The sequence below is a fragment of the Limosilactobacillus reuteri subsp. porcinus genome, from assembly GCF_036621895.1.
GTDB classification, from domain to species: domain Bacteria; phylum Bacillota; class Bacilli; order Lactobacillales; family Lactobacillaceae; genus Limosilactobacillus; species Limosilactobacillus reuteri_J.
Genome location: NZ_LN887447.1, coordinates 1 through 19,580, shown reverse-complemented (window position 1 = coordinate 19,580; position 19,580 = coordinate 1). Strand labels below are relative to the sequence as shown.

Sequence of the window (19,580 nt, the reverse complement as noted above, 5' to 3'; positions counted from 1 at the left end):
GAATAGTTAAACATTATCAACCTCTCACCAATTGTTGACTCGCTTCAACGTTATGATAATTATTCCAATTCTCTTCAACGATTTTATTAAAATACGATTCTAGTGATTTACTTGTTATTATCAGGGAAGACAACAACAGTTTCAGGTGCATCTGATCCTTTGTCATCGTTAACAGCTGTTGGTTGTACAGGTGTACTCTCTTCTTCTGTTTGTTCAGCAGAAGCAACTGGCTGTTCTGATTCAACAGGTTGTTCTTCACTAGCAGTTGTTGCAGTTGATTCTACACTGGTTGGTGAACTGCTGTCAAGACGACTACCTAAAATTTTTTCAATTTCGTCATATTTACTCAAGTCATCATTTTCCAAAAGCTTGTCCCATTCATTACTCTTAATGACTTCTAATTGAGATTCAAGCATGACTTGAAGCCGTTGACGGAAGATCCGAGTCTGTTTACGAAGATCATTAGTTTCACTTGTTAACTTCTTAGTAGAATTAGCAGCGTCTTCAATTACTTGATTTGACTTATCATTAGCTTCCGAAACAATATCAGTTGCTTGCTTTTGCGCTTCACGAATCATAATATCTGCTTCACGCTTAGCATTATTTTTAACCTTATCAGCGGCCTCTTGAGCAACTAAAATTGACTTATTTAAAGAATCTTTCAAGTCAGCAAAGTACTTAATCTTGCTATCGTTAGCCCGTACTTGTTCTTGTAAATTATTATTTTCAGTTATTAATTGTTGGACCGTTTGTGAAACTTCCTGAATAAATTCTTGAACTTCTTTAGGATTATAACCCCGCATCTTAGTATTAAATTGCTTATTGTTAATTTGATCAACCGTCAAACTCATGAGTAAATTCCTCCATTCAAATTACGCATTTACAACTGAAATGGTAATTCTTTCTTTATCTTTTTTTGTTTTCCCATTGGTCATATCGATTCTGAGGCGACCACCATGACGCACAGATATCAAATCATGAACCACAATTTGATAATCTGGACGATCAATCTCTTCCCAGTTTAATCGAACTTGACCATGCTCTATTAATTGCTTTGCCCGGTTTCGTGAATAATTAAAGCCTGCAGCTATCACAACATCTAACCGTAGTGATGAAACTGTTGTAACTATCGGTACCCATTCCTCTTTAGGTGTTACCACTGCTTCTGTTGCGATCGGAATCCATTTAACCTTAATTTGGCCAACGTGCTCAACGTTTTTCCGTAAATACTCTGCCATTGGTTTCGTTACGATCACTTGCCAATGCGCTCCATCAGTTAAAATATCACCAAATGCATTCCGCTCCATCCCTTCACCGATTAATGTTCCCATAATTTGCCGATGGTGAAGTTCTGAAAACTTAACAGGATAGTTTATCTCTAAAGCCTGTAAAGCAAAGTCTTCGATAGAGGGTTCATAATAAGGCGGATAAATTAGAACTCGTTGCATTTCTGCGCCTTGCCAACCACCATACATTGTTATTTTAACATTGTTATTTCGATTAACAATCGTTTGGATAATAAAACGTTCACGTGGATTTAAAAAAGGAGTGAGGACAGGACGATATTGGCCTTCTGCAGTGGCTACCCAGTCATTTGCTTGGTTAATAAGGGTGGCTTCATCCGGACGAAAATGTTGTTTAATATTATCCTCGCTCAAATTTACTTCCTCTTAGTATTAATTAAATGATTGCTGCTATTTGTGCTAATCCTGCTTGAACAAAATATAGTACAAGGATAGCGATCATCGGCGCAAAACTTATCCCCCCAATTGGAGGAATAAAGTCAAACCAATGCATATAAGGTTCTACCAACCGATTGATAATATCACCGAGTCGTGAATTACGTGCATTTGGAAACCATGACATAATGCACCACACAACTATTACTAAAATATAAGCATCAACTAATTGATTAAGAGCCCATAATAAAAATGCGATCATGTTAACTCCTTTTAGTGACTAAAATTTATCACCATCATTTTTTAGATTACTCGTTAAACTACCTGAGATTTCATAGTTTTTAGGGGTGCAGAGGAAAATTTCCTTTCCGATCCGTTTCATTTCACCATCAATTGCAAAAACGGTGCCATTTAAAAAGTCTACTAACCGTGCGGCAACATTTGTATCCATTTGAGTGAAATTAACGATCACCGCATGTCCTTCTAATAATTGGGATGCGATCTGCTTTACATCTGCATAAAGACGGGGTTCGTATAAGGAAATCTGACTCATTTGGTTAAGACGCCCGCTATTAATTGAAACTACTTTGTTGCTTGTGTTTGCTGGCGTTGAAACTTGTTCACTCGTTTCATAGAGACCATCTTGTTCATCAATGTCTTCTTCACCAAATAGGCTTTTTAAAAAATTTGCTGCCATTGTATTACCCTCCTTAATAGGTCTAAACAGAAAAAGGCGGATTAAAAAATCCACCTTTTTGCTAAATTATTTACTTACGACGATTCTTGAAGAACGGTGGAGTCGATAAGTTAGTATCATCATTGTCATCCGTATTAGCCGCATCATCGTTAAATACGTTAAATTCTGGCTTAGTAACGTGAGAAAATTCGTTATCAGAATTTCTTGATTGGTTACTTGTATCGGCTGTTGGATCATTCCAACCATCAAAAGGATCTCGTTGCTTTGGTTGTTCTTCTTGTGGAATAGACCGAGTTACTCGTGGTGCTTCTTTTTCCGCTGGCTTTTGTTGTTGAATTTTCTTTTTCTTATCAATTCCAGTGGCAATTACAGTAACGCGAACTTCATCGCCCATTGATTCATTTAAGGACATACCAAATGAAATATCAACATTAGTTCCAGCAGCTTGTTTAATCACATCTGATGCTTCTTGAGCTTCAAACATTGATAAGTCTTTACCACCAGTAATATCCATCAAGACATGTTGAGCCCCATCAATTGACACTTCAAGTAATGGAGAAGAAATAGCCTTCTTAGTTGCTTCAGTAGCACGGTTTTCACCAGTAGAAGCACCAACCCCCATTAAGGCAGAACCTTGATTAGACATCAATGTCTTAATATCAGCAAAGTCAAGGTTGATGTAACCTGGGGTAACAATTAAGTCTGAAATACCTTGTACACCTTGACGAAGAACATTATCGGCTTCTTTAAATGCTTCCATCATTGGCGTCTTCTTATCAATCATCTCTAATAAACGGTTATTAGCAACGATAATTAAAGTATCAACATTTGACTTTAACTTTTCAAGTCCTTCTGCAGCATAGCGTGCTCGACGAGGTCCTTCAAATGAGAACGGACGAGTCACAACACCAACAGTTAATGCTCCACTATCCTTAGCAAGCTTAGCTACAACTGGGGCTGCTCCAGTACCAGTTCCACCACCCATTCCGGCTGTAATGAAGACCATATCTGCGCCTTCAAGAGCTTTTTTAATTTGTTCTTCACTTTCTTGGGCAGCTTTTTCACCTACTTCTGGATTTGAACCAGCACCTAATCCCTTTGTCAATTTAGGTCCTAAGCGGATCTTAGTTGTTGCTTGAGAATTATTTAATGCTTGTAGGTCGGTGTTAGCAACAATAAAGTCAACACCTTGTACTTTTTCAGTGATCATTCGGTTGACGGCATTACCGCCAGCTCCACCAACACCAATTACTTTGATTTGCGCTTCCGCAAATTGGTTGTCGTTAGCGAACGTTTCGTTATCCATAGCAGTATTCCTCCAAATTAGTCAAATAAATTATTAAAAATGTTTTTAAACCGATTACTTAGGCCATTTTGCTTTTTCTTCTTTGGCGCTGGCTCTTCAGTAACTGGTTGCTGCTGTGCTTCTCGCTGTGAACGTTGTAATTTATCAGATTTTTCAGTCCATTGTTGACGTGGCTGATTAACAACTTGTCTTTTTTCTTCATGAGGACTCTTAATCGTATCAATTCGTTGAACAGTTTGCTTAATTAATCGATCAATATCTGATAACTGATTTTCATACATCCCCAAAGCTAAACTAACCGCATAGCGAGGGTGACGAATGCCCATTTGTTCTGGAACATTCACCTTAATATTACCAGTAAAGTACTGTTCAGCAAGTTCCTTAACTCCTGGCAGAGCAGCCACTCCACCAATCAAGACTACTCCTCCCGGTAATTCAGGGGCATGAATAGCCTTAAGTTTATCCTGAATACGATCAAAAATTTGCCTTACTCGTGCTTCAATTATTTCTGATAAATACTGCTCTGAATATTGGACAGGATCATTTTGACCAACAACATCAACGTCAACTTGAACATCTTCATCGGCTAAGGATGCCATAGCATATCCATGATTTAGCTTAAGTTGTTCAGCGTTTTTTAATGATGTATTCATGACCGTAGAAATATCTTTAGTAATGTATTTCCCACCCTCAGGATCAACATAAGTATACTTTAATTGATGATCATGAATAATACTGGTCGTTGTTTGACCACCACCTAAATCAATAACAACAGTACCAAAATCTTGCTCTCCATCATTAAGGAGGTTAAAGTCTGTTGCGATCGGCGTAATAACAAAATCTTTAATGTCATATCCTGCCTGTTGAACTGCCTTTTTTGTATTATGAATAATGGTCTTAGGTCCTGTATACAAGGTGGCCTTCATTTCTAAACGGACACCAACCATTCCACGGGGGTCCTTAATACCAGAAAAGCCATCAACAGTAAATTCTGTTGGAATTAAATCAATTATTTCCCGCTCGGGGGGAATACTTTGCGTCAACGCTTCACGAGCAACGTCAATTACGTCTTGGTTAACAATCTCTCTTGATTGTCCTCTTGTTGCAATCGTAATCATACCGTGTACTCGTTGCATTTGTAAGTAATTTGCCGGTAAGCCAACTACAACACTTTGAATCTCTACGTTGGACTTTTCCTCGGCCTGTGCTACCGCCGCCGAAATTGCCTGGGCGGTTTTATCAATGTCGACAATAACTCCTCGGTTTAACCCTGCCGATCGTTCTACACCAACACCAATAACTTTCAACTGACCCTTAACACTTTCACACACCAGTGCCTTGATCGAGGTGGTTCCAATATCTAATCCAACGTATACTTCTGAATTATTCATTCTAAAAGGAACCCTCCTAAGACTATCATTAATTAAATTAATTGTATTTTTAACCTATATAAGAATTTTACCACAGATAAACAATGACAAAAAAGGGAATTATCAAGGTTTTTCACAAAATCATTTATCCTTAGATCCATAATCATAAGAATAAGCTCCGACTTGAAGATCTATAATTCCCTTATTTTTCATACTTGCTGAAATTGCAGGATAATATTCCATTTTATTACCGATAGTATTTAAGTCGCCATAAACTGTATTACCATCACGCATATAAATAATAACGCGATCTGGATATTCTTTAGTTGGTTGATAACTCACACTTGAAATACCATTCCTTATTGCCGGCTTCAGCTTTCCTAGCTGAGCAGCCGTCGTAGCAAGAGCTTTTTTATGACCATCAAAACACCTATAAGCAATACCATTATCAGCAGTTTTTGTCCGCTGTAATTGGCCGTCAGCTAAAACGGCGTATGTATCATTATTCATCACCGCTGTTCCTAAAAGCGCATTTTCTTTTACAGATATTTGCAGAGACTGGGGACCGGTTACCTTGATCCTTAAATCTTTTATTTGAGGATTTTTGCGAATAGCTTGTTTAGTGAGTTGATGACGAGCAAGATAAACGCCCCAAATAAACCGTCCTGGATAAATGTTTGTGTTTTTTTCTACTTGTTCTTTAGTTAAATCATGATTACCAGTTACATGAAGCGTAGTAATTTTGCTCAAGGGAGAAATAATATAAAGCATAGAGAGGAGAATAACACTGAATAATACAACTAATTTTAAGACTCGCTCGCCATTAGAAACATAGCGCTTAATCTTAATTCCGCGAATCTTATTACCAACATGAGTTTTCGAAGGTTTTCTTTGCTGTTGTCGCTGTTGAGCAGCAGCACTTCGCTTTTCTAATTCAGTTAGCCGCTGTGAATATTTATGATGCTCAATTGCTGATCTATCATCCAACATCTTTTCTCCCCCTTCCTAATCTATACTTTATTTTTCGTGTTCGTCAATTGCCTTATGCAAGATCTTAATTAGTCTATCAGCAGCATCTGGCCGTCCCATCTTTTCAGCAGCATGGGCCATTTCTTTACGTACTTCTTCATCTTCCATAATCTTATCTGCTTGAGTCAGCAATGCCCGGGCATCTAACTTATCTTCAGTAATCATTAGACCAGCATTGTTCTTAACTAAAGCTTGAGCATTCTTTACTTGGTGGTTAGCGGTAACATATGGACTAGGAATTAGAATTGTAGGAACTCCGAGTGCTGTTACCTCAGCAATGGTGGTTGCCCCTGCTCGCGATACCAAAGCCGCTACCCGAGGCATTTTAGCCGGCATATCTTTAATGTAAGGAACAACTTTAACATTATCAGCTGGTTTAATATTACTTTCTGCTAGTTGCTTCTTTACATCATCGTACCGTTTTTGACCAGTTGCAAAGATAACCTGATAAGGACGCTTATTGAACTCTGGAATAGCGTCGACAACTGTCTTATTGATTTTCGGTGCTCCTTGGCTTCCTCCAAAAATCATTAAAGTTGGAACAGCATCTTTCAAGTCATAACTGGTCCATGAAAAGTCACTATCTTTTTTAGCTGCTACCTGTTGAGCACGAGGATTACCTGCCATTGTAACTTTATCAGCAGGAAATTGACTACGTGCAGCTTCAAATGCAATTGCAATTTGATCAACATAGCGACTTAAAAACTTGTTTGTTACGCCAACAACGCTATTCTGTTCATGAATTACGGTTGGGATATGTTTCTTTGCGGCAGCATATAGGACAGCTCCACTTACATATCCTCCCGTCCCTAAAACAACATCAGGCTTAAACTCACTAATAATTTTTTTAGCATGATGGACAGAGTTTAAGAAAAGATAGATTGTCTTAAAATTTTCAAGAGAAAGAGAACGCTTAAAGCCCTGCATATGCATTGTTTCAAGCTCAATTCCGGCATCCGGTACAATTTTATTTTCAAGGCCACGAGTTGTTCCAACATATAACACTTCAGTATCTGGCTCAACCTGCTTTAAGAGTTCGATTAATGCTAATGCTGGGTAGATATGACCACCAGTTCCACCACCTGATACCAATAACCGCATCTTATTGTTCCTTCTTTCCTGTTAATTCTTCAACTGCTTCAATAAATTTATCACCACGAACTTCAAAGCTCGGGAATTGGTCCCAACTAGCATTAGCAGGCGAGAGGAGAATGACATCTCCTGGTTCACTCAGCTTCCATGCTTCTGGTACCGCAGTAATTGCATTTTCACTTTCAATTACTGGAACCCCAGCTTGATTTCCCGCATCCTTCATTTTATCTTTACATTCACCAAAAACAATCATTGCCTTGACGTGCTTCTTAAAGTAAGGAACCAACCGTTCAAAGGTGTAACCACGATCCAGGCCACCCGCTAAAAGAATTACTGGACGATCAAAGCCTTGCAAGGCAACTTCAGTAGCTTCAATATCAGTTGATTTTGAATCATTGTAGAAAAGTCGTTCTTGGTATTCCATCACATATTGTAAGCGGTGACGAACTCCACTAAATGTTGTTAAAACTTTCTTTATTGCATCATTTGTAACACCACTTAATTTTGCCGCTGCAATTGCTGCCAATGCATTTTCTACATTTTGGGGACCGATCAATCGAATATCCTTGGTTGGCATAACTTCTTGCCCACGCCAGTAAATCATTCCATCTTCTACATAAGAGCCTTCATGACTCTTATTGAGACGAGAAAATGGCACAATGGTAGCTTGACTACGCTGGGCAATCTTTTGCCATTCATCACGATCCCAGTTAATAACTAAGAAATCATCCTTGGTTTGGTTCCGGGTAATATTAAGTTTTGCATTAATATAGTTTTCTCGTGTCTTATGATAGTCTAAATGGTTAGAAAAAATGTTAGTAATAATTGCAATATGCGGATGAATTGTTGGTGCTCCTAATAATTGGAAACTAGATAATTCCGTGACCAATGTGTCGTCTGGCCCTAAATCCTCAGCAATTTTGCTAAAGGAAATTCCAATATTACCTGCATATTTTACTTGATGTTTTGCATTTTCAGCAATCATTAGTTGGGTTAAAGTCGTTGTAGTAGTCTTCCCATTACTTCCGGTTACACTTACAAGGTGACCATCAAAAATTTGCCATCCTAATTCTGCTTCTGTAATAATGGGGGTCCCTTGCTTAACAAATGCAGCCACTAATGGATTATCATAAGGAATTCCAGGATTTTTTACTACAACATCGAAACCTTCATTAGCTAATGAAATGGGATTATCACCAGTAATTACCTTGATTCCATCAGCTTCTAAATCATCAACAATATCATTATTTTTAGGAGTTGCTTTATCATTAGCGGTAACATTGGCACCAAGTTTTACCAATAAGTGGGCCGCATTAATGCCGCTAATTCCGAAACCCATTACAAGAACTTTTTTACCTTGATATTCATCAATTTTTTTCATTTCTCTTTACTCCTAACCAACTAATAAGATTGTTGTAACGGCAATAATTGCAGCCACTAACCCTACAAGCCAAAACACAATATCAATTTTCCATTCGCTCCACCCACTCATTTCAAAATGATGGTGGATTGGGGTCATCTTAAAAATTCGTTTACCAGTTGTTTTGAATGAAGCCACTTGAAGAATAACACTAGCAGTTTCACAAACATAAACAATTCCAATTACTAATAAGGACCATTCATGATGTAATAACAATGAAACAGCGGCTAAGGATGCCCCAATTGCTAAAGATCCCATATCACCCATGAAAATCTTAGCGGGCTTATGATTATAAGGGAAGAAACCTAGTAAAGTTCCGATCATTGCTAAACAGAAAAGAGCAATTTCAGGATAACCTGGTTGATTGAGATTTACTAAAGCAATGATTAGATAAGCCGCAAAAGAAATAATGGAAAGACCACTTACCAAGCCATCAAGTCCATCGGTTAAATTAACAGCATTTGAAAAGCCGACGATCCAAAAAATAATAAACAAACCGTAAAGCCAACCAATTTGAGTTGTTCCAAAGCCCATTTGAAAACCTTCATGTTGGTAAATAACTGTAAAGACCATTGCTGCTAATACCTGACATAGCGCCTTTTGCCATGGTTTAAATCCTTCATTTTGATGGTGGAAGATTTTAATACTATCATCCCACATCCCAATCAGGCCATAAACAACCAGGACAAAGAGGAGTGCCCACAGCGTATTCGTAATTAACCCTTGCCAAGCAGCAACCCATAAAATTGTTACTACTGCAGAGAAGATGAACAATAATCCTCCCATTGTTGGCGTCCCAGCCTTTTTAGCATGCCAGGTAGGGCCTTCCTTACGAATTTGCTGACCTTCTTTTTTAGCCCGAAAATATTTAATTAACGAGGGCATCAATAAAAACGTAATTAAGAATGAACTAAGAATAGTCAAAACTGCACTTAAGAAATTCATATTTACCTCCAATTAGTTTCTCTGCTAGTTTTTAGCTTCATATTGAACGGTTAAAGTTGTTCCACGCTTAATAGTTGTATCAGGTAAAATACTTTGCTGAGTAACATAGCCGTTTCCATTTTCTTTTACTTTTAGCTTAAGGACCTTAGCTAATTGTTGAACATCCGCAGAACTCCATCCAGAAATATCTGGCATTTTATACTCGCCACCAGTATCAAGAATAACATGTTGATCTGTTAACACTTGTTCGTCTGGAACTGCTGATTGTTGTTTAACTTTCTTGCCAGAACCTACAACAATTACCTGCATTCCTTTACCTGATAATTCTTTATTAGCTTCATCGCTTGCTTGACCAACAACATTAGGCATTGTAATAACCTTTTTCTTGACCTTTTCTGCAACTTTTTGTTGGCTCAACAACATTTTCATTGTCGGATTAAAGACGCTGGCAATTTGTTTGGTTGCTGTTTTTTTAAGGTTTTGCGGTTGGCGAAGGGTGACATACATAATATACTTTGGATTTTTAGCTGGTGCCATCCCTGCAAAGGAGTAAAGGTAGTTTGTATCACCAGTTGAATAACCATGAGCACCACCAATTTGTGCAGTTGCGGTCTTTCCAGCAATTCGGTAACCCTTAATTTGGTAATCATGGCCAAGGCCCTTTTGATCATAAACAACGCCTTGCATGTAACCAAGGACCTTTTTCGCTGTCGATGCTTTTATTGGGTGTCCAACAACTTTAGGCTTAACCTTTTGAATCGTCTTTCCGCTATTACCATCTACAACTTTGCTAACAATATAAGGCTTCATCATTTTACCATTATTGCCAATAGCACTGAACGCTTGCATCATCTGCATGACATTTACAGTAATTCCCTGTCCAAAAGCGGTATTTGCCTGAGCAAGAATCCCTTTGAATGAAGTATAACCATTAACCTCGTTACTCATTCCGATAACATTAACTTTTTTTAACAGGCCAAATCGTTTAATGTACTTCATCCATGTCTCTGCTCCCATGTCCTGCTCTACATGAGCAAACCCAACATTACTAGACATATCAAAAGCATCTTTATAGGAAATTGTTCCCCAACCAGAATTTGACCAATCAGTGATTTTTCCGCCACCCATAGCCCATGTTCCCGAATTAAAGGTCGCATTAGGATTAAAATGTCCGGTATCAATAGCAGCAGCTAATGACAAAATTTTCATTACCGAACCTGGTTCATAAGCATCTTGAACTAACATATTCCGCCAAACAGGATTATTTTCTGCATGAAGAGTTGGCCGTTGCGTAGCGGCAATAATTTTACCTGTTTTAGCTTCCATTACAACTGCAGTCATTGCATTGGCGTTAGAACTTTTATAAACTTTATTAACTTTATTTTCGAGAAAATGTTGGGTTTGTGAATCAAGGGTAGTGTAGATATTATCTCCATTGACGGCTTTTTTAGTTACCTGCTTAGAATTAGCAATTTGGTATCCATAGACGTCCTGTTTATCTTTTCTCAACCCGTTTATTCCTGTCAGTTGTTTATTAAAGTAGCCTTCTAAGCCCAATTGTCCCACTAAGTTGGTCTCTTCAGTTCCATTATCATTTTTAACTTTAGGAGTTGCCATCCCAATTATTTGAGAAGCAAATTCGCCTTCTGGATATTGACGTGCTGGAGTCGCAATAAAATTAATTCCTGGCAAGTGCCGGTTCTTGATCTTCTGCATTGTTGAAACAGAAAGGTTGCTTCCAGCATTTCCAAATTCAACTTGGTAGGCTTGCCCTTTTGGTTTAAGAATCTTTTCAATTTGCTTTGGTGTCAGGTCAATATACTGTGATAATACCTTGGCAGTTTTTTTTCGATCTTTTACATATAACGGTTTACCATCAGAAGACTTTTGGGTTCGATCCAAAACCGCATAGAGGGTATATTTACTTGTATCAGTTGCCAAGGGATTTCCTTCTGAATCATAAATACCACCCCGTCGCGCTTGAATAATTCGCTGCTGGGTATAAATTTGTTCCGCTTGTGACCGTAAGTTAACATGTTGAACATCCTTATTTATTGCGATATATGCAAAACGAACGATAAATAAGGTAAACAATCCAACCGTGATTAGAAAGAGCCATTTGCCAAAGGTCCCTCGGTTTTCTCTATGTCCCCTATTTTTCGTTCGTTGTGGCTTCTTATTCATTATTTATTAACGTTCCTTACATTTGAATTTTTATCTGATAATCCATATTTATGTGCTGCTGATTTCAAATGCGATTGAGTCGTCAATTCAGCGATTTCTTGCTGCAAACTTGTATTACTACTTTTTGCCTTAGTAATTTGAGTTTGGGTATCCTGTAAGCGCCGTTGCTGATTATTAATACTAATTTTTGTAGAAAGTAAGCTAATCATTAAGCATAGCGTAATTAAGCTACCTACTGCTACTAAAGATCTTTCAAATTTTGACCATCTAACCGGACTTGGAGAAATTTTTAGTTGTTGATAAGTCTTTTTTCTTGGCGCTTGCTGCGGTTGTTGCTCTCCCGCCAGTTGCCTTGCCGCATTTGAAACCATAATTCTGTCACTTTCCTTCTCTAATTTTCTCGATTATCCTCAACTTGGCACTATGCGCACGATGATTTACCGCTAATTCTTCCTCACTAGCTACAATCGGCTTTTTATTAATTAATTTGAAGTTTGGTTCCATTCCCGCTGGTATTACTGGTAATCCCTGCGGTACATTCCCACTTAATGAAGTCTTTTCACGAAACATTGTCTTTACTAACCGATCTTCTAGGGATTGGAAGGTAATAACACTTATTCGTCCTCCAACATCCAACAAGTCTAATGCTTGCTCTAACGATTCCTCTAAAGCACCTAATTCGTCGTTAACTGCTATCCGAATAGCTTGAAAACTCTTTTTCGCTGGATGACCACCATGACGGCGAGCTGCTGCTGGAATTCCCTCTTTAATCACATCAACTAATTCAAATGTCGTCTTTATTGGTGCTATCTTTCGGCGTTGTTCAATCTTTCTAGCAATTGACTTGGCAAATTTTTCTTCTCCATATCGGTAAAGAATCTTAACGAGCCGTTCATATGACCATTCGTTAACAACTTCCATTGCCGACAATTTTTGTTCCTGATTCATCCGCATGTCTAAGGGGGCGTCATGCTGATAGCTAAAACCTCTTTTAGCATCATCGAACTGTGGAGATGAAACACCTAAATCATATAAAATTCCATTAACACGTTTTACATTATAGCTATCCAATTCCGCTTTTAAGTTGCGGAAATTATCTTCAATTAATGTTAATTTTTGTTGCTCTATTGCTGTTTTTAACTGTTCTTTATTGTAATTAATTGCCGTCTGATCTTGATCAAATGAATATAGGTGGCCATCGACGAGCTGTTGTAAAATAGCTTGCGTATGACCACCACCACCTAATGTTGCATCAACGTAGGTACCTGTTGGTTGCACATTTAATCCTGCTACGGCCTCCTTTAAAAGTACCGTTACATGTTTAAATTCTGCCATCAACTAAAACCTCCATTAAAAATCAATATTAAGATCTTCAGCAATCTCATCAAAATTATCAGCTGTTTCGCTTGTAAATTTATTCCACCGTTCAGCGCTCCAGATTTCTAAGCGATTAGACACACCAACGATTACACATTTCTTTTCAAGTGAAGCATGAGTTCGTAATGTTATCGGAATATTAATCCGTCCTTGTTTATCAATTTCGCAATCTGTCGCAGCGGAATATAAAAAGCGTACAAATGCACGTGCATCACGCTTTGTTAATGGGAGCGCCTTTAGCTTTTGTTCTAAAATCGCCCATTCATTTAATGGATATCCAAACAAACATCCATCTAACCCCCGAGTAACAATGAAGTGTGCCCCCAATTGTTCTCGAAATTTGGCAGGAATAATTAGTCGGCCTTTGGAATCAATAGTGTGTGTAAATTCTCCCATTAACACGACTAATGTCCTCCTTTACCACGTTATAGGTCAAGTCTACCACAATCCCCCACTTCTCACCACGTAATTTTGTGAATTTTACCAAAAAGTAATAGGCAAAAAAGTGAGCAGAAAATTAATTTTCCAACTCACTCAATATTTTTATATCAACGGTAACCATGGTGAAATAATTAAGCTACCAATATATATAATTAAAGCATAATATGCCGAATACCGCCAAAATACTGGCCAGTAACGGCGATAAATGAATTCATGATTGTGAATAATTTGTAAAGCAATTAATAACAGAGCTAGAATCATCCATAAGGCAATAGGATAAGCTGGCCAATAGAATCCAATATTAAAGATTATCAGAATCCATAAAATAATTGTCCATCCCCACCATAAATGCTTTGTTTTTTTAGGATGATGAAATATTCGTACTAATAATCGTTCTACTATCCCAATCACTAATAATAAAATAATCTCTAAAATTATAACTTGAATACTAACCATCAACCTTTTCAGTCCCCTTCTCTTTAAATAAGTAATTTAAGTTTAACATAATCTAAAACTAGATTTGAAAAAGGCATTAAAGATGCGTTACACTACTATTATTGATAAAAATGGAAGGATGGTTAATAATGCAGCGAAAAAAGAAAACTCGTTTCCAAAAAATTACCATGGTTGCTATTTGGCTCATGTTAATTGCAATGCTTGGTTCTTTAATCTTTGGAGCAGTTGCATCCTTAAACTTAATTTAGCCTATTAAACATCCATGTAATCGGAATAAAAAAGATCGGAGAAAAGTTTCTCCGGTCTTTTTTATTCCTCACTTTTTTGCTTATAAACTTCCCGTGGTTTTGAGCCATTAGCTGGTCCGATAAAACCGCGCTGTTCCATATCATCAATAATTCTTGCTGCACGATTATAACCAATTCTAAATCGCCGCTGAATTAGCGAAGTTGATGCTTTTTGTTGATCAACCACAAAATCTAATACTTCGGGGAATAATTCATCTTCCTCTTCAGCTTGCTCTTCTTGCTCAATTTCATTGTCAGTTACAACCATATTATCGTCATACTCAGCTACTCGCTCGTTTTTTATAAAGTCTACTACTGATTCAACATCATGATCAGAAATAAATGCACCTTGAATCCGGACTGGCTTATTTTGATCAATTGGTTCAAATAACATATCACCTCGACCAAGGAGCTTTTCTGCCCCATTAGTATCGATAATAGTTCGCGAATCAACCCCACTAGAAACCGCAAAGGCAATTCGAGAAGGAACGTTAGCCTTAATAAGCCCTGTAATAACATCGACAGAAGGACGCTGAGTTGCCAAAATCATATGAATACCAGCAGCCCGCCCCATTTGTGCAATCCGGACAATTGCATCTTCAACATCATGAGAAACAGTCATCATTAAGTCGGCTAATTCATCAACAATAACTAAAATTAATGGTAGGTTAGCTTGAACTTCATCAGGATGGTCATCATTTTGTTGTTTGACCAACTTATTATATCCATCCAAGTTACGAACACCGAATTTTGCAAACAATTCATAACGACGCTCCATTTCTGCAACAACTTTTCCTAATGCCCGAGCTGCTTTTTTGGGTTCAGAAACTACCGGACTGAGCAGATGGGGAATACCATTATAAACACTCAATTCGACTTTTTTAGGGTCAATCATTAACATCTTTACCTGATGCGGTTTAGCCTTTAATAAAATGCTTGTAATGATAACATTGATTGCAACAGACTTACCACTACCAGTTGCCCCAGCGATAAGAAGGTGTGGCATCTTAGTTAGATCAGCCATTTTGATATCCCCAGTGACACTGCGACCAAGAGGAACTTCCATGGGATTATCATTACTAGGAGCATTTTCGACCATATTGCGAAAACCAACTGTTGCAATTTGCTGGTTCGGAACTTCAATCCCAATTAATGATTTCCCTGGGATCGGCGCTTCAATCCGGATATCTTTAGCCGCAAGTGCCAGTGCCAAATCATCAGCCAAATGGGTTATTCGACTAACCTTTACTCCTACTGCTGGGCGTAACTCATATTTGGTAACGGAAGGACCTAAATTAACATTTTCAACTGTTGCATCCACACCAAAAGATTTTAGAGTTTGTTGGAGCGTTTTGGTGTTCTTTTTGATATTATTCAAATCTTCCTGCTGATCTGTTGCTTTTACTTGACTTAGCAGGCTGACTGGCGGCAATTGATAATCATTGTCTTCTTTAGCGTCAATCCCTGCAAGTTTAATTTCCGCATCATCACGTTGGTTCGAGTCCTGATCATCCTTGCGTCCACTCTGAGTTTCTTCCACCTGACTTTCACCTGCGACCCTAATAGTTGGTTCAACAGGATCTTGAGCAGGCATCGCTGGAGAAACTGGCGGCGTTGACGTTGGCTCAGCTGATTCTTGGTCAGCAAAAAAATCTTTAACCTGCCTTGATGCTTTAGCAAGGGGCACGCTAATTGATGGTACCGTAGTTGCCTTGGTTGCTCTCTCAGTTCTCTTTTTCATTAATTGATCGTGAGCATTAGCCATTGCTGCTCCAGATTTTTTAATACCAATTCCACATTTTACTAGAAATTCGCGCCACGGTAATGCAAAAAAGACAATAATTCCGATAATCATTAACAACCATGACAATACCGCTGTTCCAACTTCTGAAATTAAAATATTACTTCCATTATATAGGTAAGCGCCAATCATCCCTCCACCAACCGGAACAGTCGAATCACCGTTAAAAATGACTTTACTAAGACTATTCCAAGTAGTTTCGATTACCTTTGCATGAAGATTCAGACGCTGAAACATTACTGTCTGAAGCCACATTAATAAACCAATATAGGCAATAATAGTTCCTGCAATCCAACGTTTTTTGAAATGCGGACGATGCCCATACAATGCAAAACATAATCCATAAAGAAAAACAATAATCATTGCAATTGGAAAGGATGACCCTACAAAAATCTTAAAACAGTTATCGAGAAAGGTTCCTAATGCTCCTAAATTAAATAAGCCAACTAACATTAAGAGACAAACAATTATTCCTAATAGATTATCCATTAATCGATACTGTTGTTTTTTCCCTCTTGTCCGGCGGGATGATGCCTTTTTTCTTCTCGCCATCGCATTATTGCCTCCTTAAGGTTACTTTAATTTATCGAATTCATATTTATGAACGCGTGCTAAATTAGGAAAACTCTGTTGCCGCAATGCCTCATAAATAACAATCGCTGCACTGTTTGATAAATTTAGGGCCCGAATATTATTATCATTTTGTGGAATCCGGATAGCATTTTCTGGATATTTTTGCATAAAACGTTCGGGCAAGCCAGTTGTTTCTTTTCCAAATAGGAAATAATGATCTCCTTCACCCGTATAATCAACATCACTATAATCATGGGTAGCAAACTTAGAAACAATATATAAACGGTTAATATCAGGAATAGTCTTCATAAATGAAGGTAAATCCTCATGATACGTGATCTTTACTTTATCCCAGTAGTCTAATCCAGCCCGTTTCATATGCTTATCATCAGTTGAAAATCCTAATGGCTTGATTAAATGTAATTCAGTATTTGTCCCTGCACAAGTTCGCGCAATATTTCCCGTATTTGCTGGAAACAATGGTTCAAACAAGACAATATGGTTTGTCATAATAAAATCTCCTTAATAAAATAAAAAAAGCAGGGTCTCGGTGTGGGCACGGCGAAACGCTGCTTTAATGAAGTACTCCTTGATAATTACCAACGAAACACTTATATTCGATGTCAATTATCAAACGATTTCTTATAATAATTTAGCACTAATTTAGTAATGTTGCAATAATTAATTAGCTTTTTTCGCAATTAATAAGCTGACATCCACCGTAATTGTTTTTAATTGGATTAATTCTTCTTTAGATAATTTTTTAGCGTTTGCTCCCCAGTGTAAAGGCGTCATTTCCAGCATTGCCTGTTGTAAACCGTCTGGAATTCTAAATTGGTAGGTTACCGTTTCAACTTTACTATGAGGGTAATGTTGGTTAAATAACTCGATTACTCGTGAATTATCATAGTGGTAATTACGCTCTCCAGTTTCATATAAGAGGTGACGTAATTCGACTAAGTAGTTAGCGTTAGGAATTACCTTAATAAGGGTTCCATCTTTCGTTAACACCCGTTTAAACTCTTGATAATCAGATGGAGAAAACAACTCTAATATACAATCAAAACTCTCATCATTGAAAGGTAATTTACGTAAATCAGCTACACAAAAAAAAGCCTTTAACGGTAATTGAGTAGCAAGTGTTATCCCTGGTTTCGAAATATCAAAGCCAATCATCGTATCATTATAATTAGCACGGATTGTTCCTAATTGTAATAATGGGGTTCCTTCTCCAGTTCCTACATCTAAGATCTTTAAAGATTTTGAAGGTAAGAATTTACTGATGTTTTCAATAATTGGCTTAAAGAGTCCTGCATTTAATAACTGGCGACGAGATTCAAACATTGATCGATCATATTCAGTATTAGCAGCCCCATTGAAAAAGTGAAGATAACCATGCCGATTAAAGTCAAATTGGTGGTTATTTCCGCAAATAATACTGTTTCCTTCAACTCTCTCCATTGGCTGTTCACAAACAGGGCATTGAAAAAGGGCAAGATTATTTTTTACCATTTCTCGTTGACGTTCAACTTTTTTCAACTTTTCTCCTCCATTAATAACTAAAAATTACTAATAACAGTGTATCACAGCTAGAATTACGATGGGCAAATTGCTATTATATAGGTAAGCATTTTCAAAAAGGAGGAAATTGCCTTGACTGAACAATTTCTAATTGGAACTTATACTAAAAAAACAAGTAAAGGGATCTACAAAGTTACCCTCGATACTGACCAAGAAAAAATAACGAACGTTGAATTAGCAATTCCATCTCAAAAGCCAGCTTACTTACAAGTTGGTCAAGATGGTCGTATTTACGCAATCAAACAAGTAGATGACAAGGGGGGCGTTGCTTCTTACTCATTAAGTGACGATAATGCTAAGATGCTAAGCGATGTCTTAGCCGCCGGTGCTCCTCCTGCATATGTAGGCGTTGATAACAAACGACATTTATTATTCAGTGCTAATTATCATACAGCAAAAATAGATGTTTTTAAGATCAACGAAGATGGAACGTTGACACAAACTGATTCTGTCCTTCATGAAGGAGCAACTGGTCCTAAACCTGAACAAGAGGCTCCACATGTTCATTATGCCGATCTAACTCCTGACAATCGTCTAGTTGTATGTGACTTAGGAATGGATCTTGTTGTGGTTTACGATGTCTCTGATGATGGTAAATTAACTGCTGTCTCTCGCTATAAGTGTGAAGATGGCTTTGGTACCCGTCATATAGCTTTCCATCCAAATGGCAATTATGCTTATCTTTTAGGTGAACTAAGCAGTAAACTAGAAGTACTCAAGTATAATAGTAAGGATGCATCATTTAAGCACCTTCAAACGCTCAAAACAATTCCTGAAGACTGGACAGCTCACAATGGAGCAGCTGCTATTCGACTTTCAAATGATGGTAAGTTTGTCTATACTTCAAATCGTGGTGAAAATACTATTGCTGTCTTTGAAGTACAACCAGACTTTACCGTTAAACATATCCAATCTATTTCAACTGAAGGAGATTTTCCACGTGATTTCAATCTAAATCAAGATGAAAATTATCTTTTAGCTTCAAATCAGAACTCTGATAACCTTACTCTTTATAAGCGAAACCCATCAACTGGTAAGTTAACTCTTCTTCAAAAAGATGTTAGTTGTCCAGAACCAGTGTGTGTAATGAAGTGGAAATAAGTTAAATATCAACAGCGAGAGCAAGATCGAAGTTACTTATAATTTCGTTTTTCGCCGCGAAGTTAGCCTCTGAGAGCCTTCGCAAACAACAATGACCTTCAATGTTCGGTAAGTTTGAACTAGGTCCTGTCAATTAGGTAATAAATTATACAAAGTTTCTTAGGCAGCTTGATGCCGGTATTGTACTGGTGTTAAGCTGTCTAATTTTTCTTGATAACGGTAAGCAGTCCATATTGACACG

At 37.7% G+C, this 19,580-nt stretch carries 20 protein-coding genes and 1 other annotated feature (1 of these 21 running past the window's edge); of the genes, 2 read left to right on the top strand and 18 right to left on the bottom strand.

Annotated elements, in window-relative coordinates; translation table 11 throughout:
- Positions 1–87: a binding site (T-box leader), on the bottom strand (it extends 133 nt beyond the left edge of the window).
- 20 nt (positions 88–107) lie between these two features.
- The 15 genes from AACL61_RS07320 to AACL61_RS07250 all read right to left on the bottom strand — a co-directional run bounded on the left by AACL61_RS07320 (position 108) and on the right by AACL61_RS07250 (position 13,996).
- On the bottom strand, positions 108–851 hold the full coding sequence (locus tag AACL61_RS07320; protein ID WP_102817050.1) for a DivIVA domain-containing protein: 744 nt from the start codon (positions 849–851) through the stop codon (positions 108–110).
- Between the two features lie 21 nt (positions 852–872).
- Entirely contained in the window at positions 873–1,658 is a 786-nt protein-coding gene (locus tag AACL61_RS07315) for a YlmH family RNA-binding protein (protein WP_339111185.1), read from the bottom strand.
- A 22-nt stretch (positions 1,659–1,680) separates the two neighbouring features.
- Positions 1,681–1,941 (bottom strand): YggT family protein, encoded by a 261-nt coding sequence (locus tag AACL61_RS07310; protein ID WP_003668315.1) that lies wholly within the window; start codon positions 1,939–1,941, stop codon positions 1,681–1,683.
- Between the two features lie 18 nt (positions 1,942–1,959).
- Entirely contained in the window at positions 1,960–2,376 is a 417-nt protein-coding gene (locus tag AACL61_RS07305) for a cell division protein SepF (protein ID WP_003666769.1), read from the bottom strand.
- Positions 2,377–2,446: 70 nt separating this feature from the next.
- Positions 2,447–3,682 (bottom strand): cell division protein FtsZ, encoded by a 1,236-nt coding sequence (ftsZ, locus tag AACL61_RS07300; RefSeq protein WP_085678128.1) that lies wholly within the window; start codon positions 3,680–3,682, stop codon positions 2,447–2,449.
- 17 nt (positions 3,683–3,699) lie between these two features.
- A complete protein-coding gene (ftsA, locus tag AACL61_RS07295) occupies positions 3,700–5,073 on the bottom strand; it encodes a cell division protein FtsA (RefSeq protein WP_003671798.1) in 1,374 nt (457 codons plus the stop codon).
- A 120-nt stretch (positions 5,074–5,193) separates the two neighbouring features.
- Complete coding sequence (locus AACL61_RS07290) at positions 5,194–6,042, bottom strand: cell division protein FtsQ/DivIB (protein WP_339111184.1); 849 nt, start codon at positions 6,040–6,042, stop codon at positions 5,194–5,196.
- Positions 6,043–6,069: 27 nt separating this feature from the next.
- Positions 6,070–7,182, bottom strand: coding sequence for an undecaprenyldiphospho-muramoylpentapeptide beta-N-acetylglucosaminyltransferase (murG, locus tag AACL61_RS07285; protein WP_339111183.1), 1,113 nt, complete (start codon positions 7,180–7,182; stop codon positions 6,070–6,072).
- 1 nt (position 7,183) lies between these two features.
- The gene (gene murD / locus AACL61_RS07280) at positions 7,184–8,554 is read right to left on the bottom strand and encodes a UDP-N-acetylmuramoyl-L-alanine--D-glutamate ligase (protein WP_102817047.1); all 1,371 of its coding nucleotides are present in this window, start codon (positions 8,552–8,554) and stop codon (positions 7,184–7,186) included.
- 12 nt (positions 8,555–8,566) lie between these two features.
- Positions 8,567–9,538, bottom strand: a complete 972-nt coding sequence (gene mraY / locus AACL61_RS07275) for a phospho-N-acetylmuramoyl-pentapeptide-transferase (RefSeq protein ID WP_003666758.1) — start codon at positions 9,536–9,538, stop codon at positions 8,567–8,569.
- A 24-nt stretch (positions 9,539–9,562) separates the two neighbouring features.
- Entirely contained in the window at positions 9,563–11,722 is a 2,160-nt protein-coding gene (locus tag AACL61_RS07270; protein ID WP_102817046.1) for a penicillin-binding protein, read from the bottom strand.
- Positions 11,722–12,093, bottom strand: coding sequence for a cell division protein FtsL (gene ftsL, locus AACL61_RS07265; protein WP_003671810.1), 372 nt, complete (start codon positions 12,091–12,093; stop codon positions 11,722–11,724). The genes AACL61_RS07270 and ftsL overlap by 1 nt, the downstream gene beginning before the upstream one ends.
- A 7-nt stretch (positions 12,094–12,100) precedes the next feature.
- Complete coding sequence (gene rsmH / locus AACL61_RS07260) at positions 12,101–13,057, bottom strand: 16S rRNA (cytosine(1402)-N(4))-methyltransferase RsmH (RefSeq protein ID WP_102817045.1); 957 nt, start codon at positions 13,055–13,057, stop codon at positions 12,101–12,103.
- Positions 13,058–13,072: 15 nt separating this feature from the next.
- Positions 13,073–13,501, bottom strand: coding sequence for a division/cell wall cluster transcriptional repressor MraZ (gene mraZ / locus AACL61_RS07255; RefSeq protein WP_003666752.1), 429 nt, complete (start codon positions 13,499–13,501; stop codon positions 13,073–13,075).
- Between the two features lie 141 nt (positions 13,502–13,642).
- Entirely contained in the window at positions 13,643–13,996 is a 354-nt protein-coding gene (locus AACL61_RS07250) for a hypothetical protein (RefSeq protein ID WP_003666750.1), read from the bottom strand.
- Between the two features lie 128 nt (positions 13,997–14,124).
- Here AACL61_RS07250 and AACL61_RS07245 point away from each other — a divergent pair, with 128 nt between their 5' ends.
- Positions 14,125–14,244: a DUF4044 domain-containing protein gene (locus AACL61_RS07245; RefSeq protein ID WP_003666746.1), complete on the top strand. Its 120-nt coding sequence runs from the start codon at positions 14,125–14,127 to the stop codon at positions 14,242–14,244.
- Between the two features lie 61 nt (positions 14,245–14,305).
- Here AACL61_RS07245 and AACL61_RS07240 read toward each other — a convergent pair whose 3' ends face one another.
- The 3 genes from AACL61_RS07240 to AACL61_RS07230 all read right to left on the bottom strand — a co-directional run bounded on the left by AACL61_RS07240 (position 14,306) and on the right by AACL61_RS07230 (position 18,196).
- Entirely contained in the window at positions 14,306–16,636 is a 2,331-nt protein-coding gene (locus AACL61_RS07240; RefSeq protein WP_102816518.1) for a DNA translocase FtsK, read from the bottom strand.
- 21 nt (positions 16,637–16,657) lie between these two features.
- On the bottom strand, positions 16,658–17,167 hold the full coding sequence (trmL, locus tag AACL61_RS07235) for a tRNA (uridine(34)/cytosine(34)/5-carboxymethylaminomethyluridine(34)-2'-O)-methyltransferase TrmL (protein WP_003666742.1): 510 nt from the start codon (positions 17,165–17,167) through the stop codon (positions 16,658–16,660).
- A 171-nt stretch (positions 17,168–17,338) separates the two neighbouring features.
- Positions 17,339–18,196, bottom strand: a complete 858-nt coding sequence (locus AACL61_RS07230; RefSeq protein WP_102816517.1) for a methyltransferase domain-containing protein — start codon at positions 18,194–18,196, stop codon at positions 17,339–17,341.
- 114 nt (positions 18,197–18,310) lie between these two features.
- Here AACL61_RS07230 and AACL61_RS07225 point away from each other — a divergent pair, with 114 nt between their 5' ends.
- Positions 18,311–19,339, top strand: a complete 1,029-nt coding sequence (locus AACL61_RS07225) for a lactonase family protein (protein WP_102816516.1) — start codon at positions 18,311–18,313, stop codon at positions 19,337–19,339.
- Positions 19,340–19,580 lie beyond the last annotated feature (241 nt).

Excerpts from the sequence above, each read along its gene's own strand:
- AACL61_RS07245 (WP_003666746.1), top strand. The coding sequence starts at position 14,125 with ATGCAGCGAAAAAAGAAAACTCGTTTCCAAAAAATTACCATGGTTGCT.
- AACL61_RS07320 (WP_102817050.1), bottom strand. The coding sequence starts at position 851 with ATGAGTTTGACGGTTGATCAAATTAACAATAAGCAATTTAATACTAAG.
- AACL61_RS07310 (WP_003668315.1), bottom strand. The coding sequence starts at position 1,941 with ATGATCGCATTTTTATTATGGGCTCTTAATCAATTAGTTGATGCTTAT.
- ftsZ (WP_085678128.1), bottom strand. The coding sequence starts at position 3,682 with ATGGATAACGAAACGTTCGCTAACGACAACCAATTTGCGGAAGCGCAA.
- ftsL (WP_003671810.1), bottom strand. The coding sequence starts at position 12,093 with ATGGTTTCAAATGCGGCAAGGCAACTGGCGGGAGAGCAACAACCGCAG.
- rsmH (WP_102817045.1), bottom strand. The coding sequence starts at position 13,057 with ATGGCAGAATTTAAACATGTAACGGTACTTTTAAAGGAGGCCGTAGCA.
- AACL61_RS07290 (WP_339111184.1), bottom strand. The coding sequence starts at position 6,042 with ATGTTGGATGATAGATCAGCAATTGAGCATCATAAATATTCACAGCGG.
- murG (WP_339111183.1), bottom strand. The coding sequence starts at position 7,182 with ATGCGGTTATTGGTATCAGGTGGTGGAACTGGTGGTCATATCTACCCA.
- AACL61_RS07270 (WP_102817046.1), bottom strand. The coding sequence starts at position 11,722 with ATGAATAAGAAGCCACAACGAACGAAAAATAGGGGACATAGAGAAAAC.
- mraY (WP_003666758.1), bottom strand. The coding sequence starts at position 9,538 with ATGAATTTCTTAAGTGCAGTTTTGACTATTCTTAGTTCATTCTTAATT.
- AACL61_RS07250 (WP_003666750.1), bottom strand. The coding sequence starts at position 13,996 with ATGGTTAGTATTCAAGTTATAATTTTAGAGATTATTTTATTATTAGTG.
- murD (WP_102817047.1), bottom strand. The coding sequence starts at position 8,554 with ATGAAAAAAATTGATGAATATCAAGGTAAAAAAGTTCTTGTAATGGGT.
- AACL61_RS07305 (WP_003666769.1), bottom strand. The coding sequence starts at position 2,376 with ATGGCAGCAAATTTTTTAAAAAGCCTATTTGGTGAAGAAGACATTGAT.
- AACL61_RS07240 (WP_102816518.1), bottom strand. The coding sequence starts at position 16,636 with ATGGCGAGAAGAAAAAAGGCATCATCCCGCCGGACAAGAGGGAAAAAA.
- ftsA (WP_003671798.1), bottom strand. The coding sequence starts at position 5,073 with ATGAATAATTCAGAAGTATACGTTGGATTAGATATTGGAACCACCTCG.
- trmL (WP_003666742.1), bottom strand. The coding sequence starts at position 17,167 with ATGACAAACCATATTGTCTTGTTTGAACCATTGTTTCCAGCAAATACG.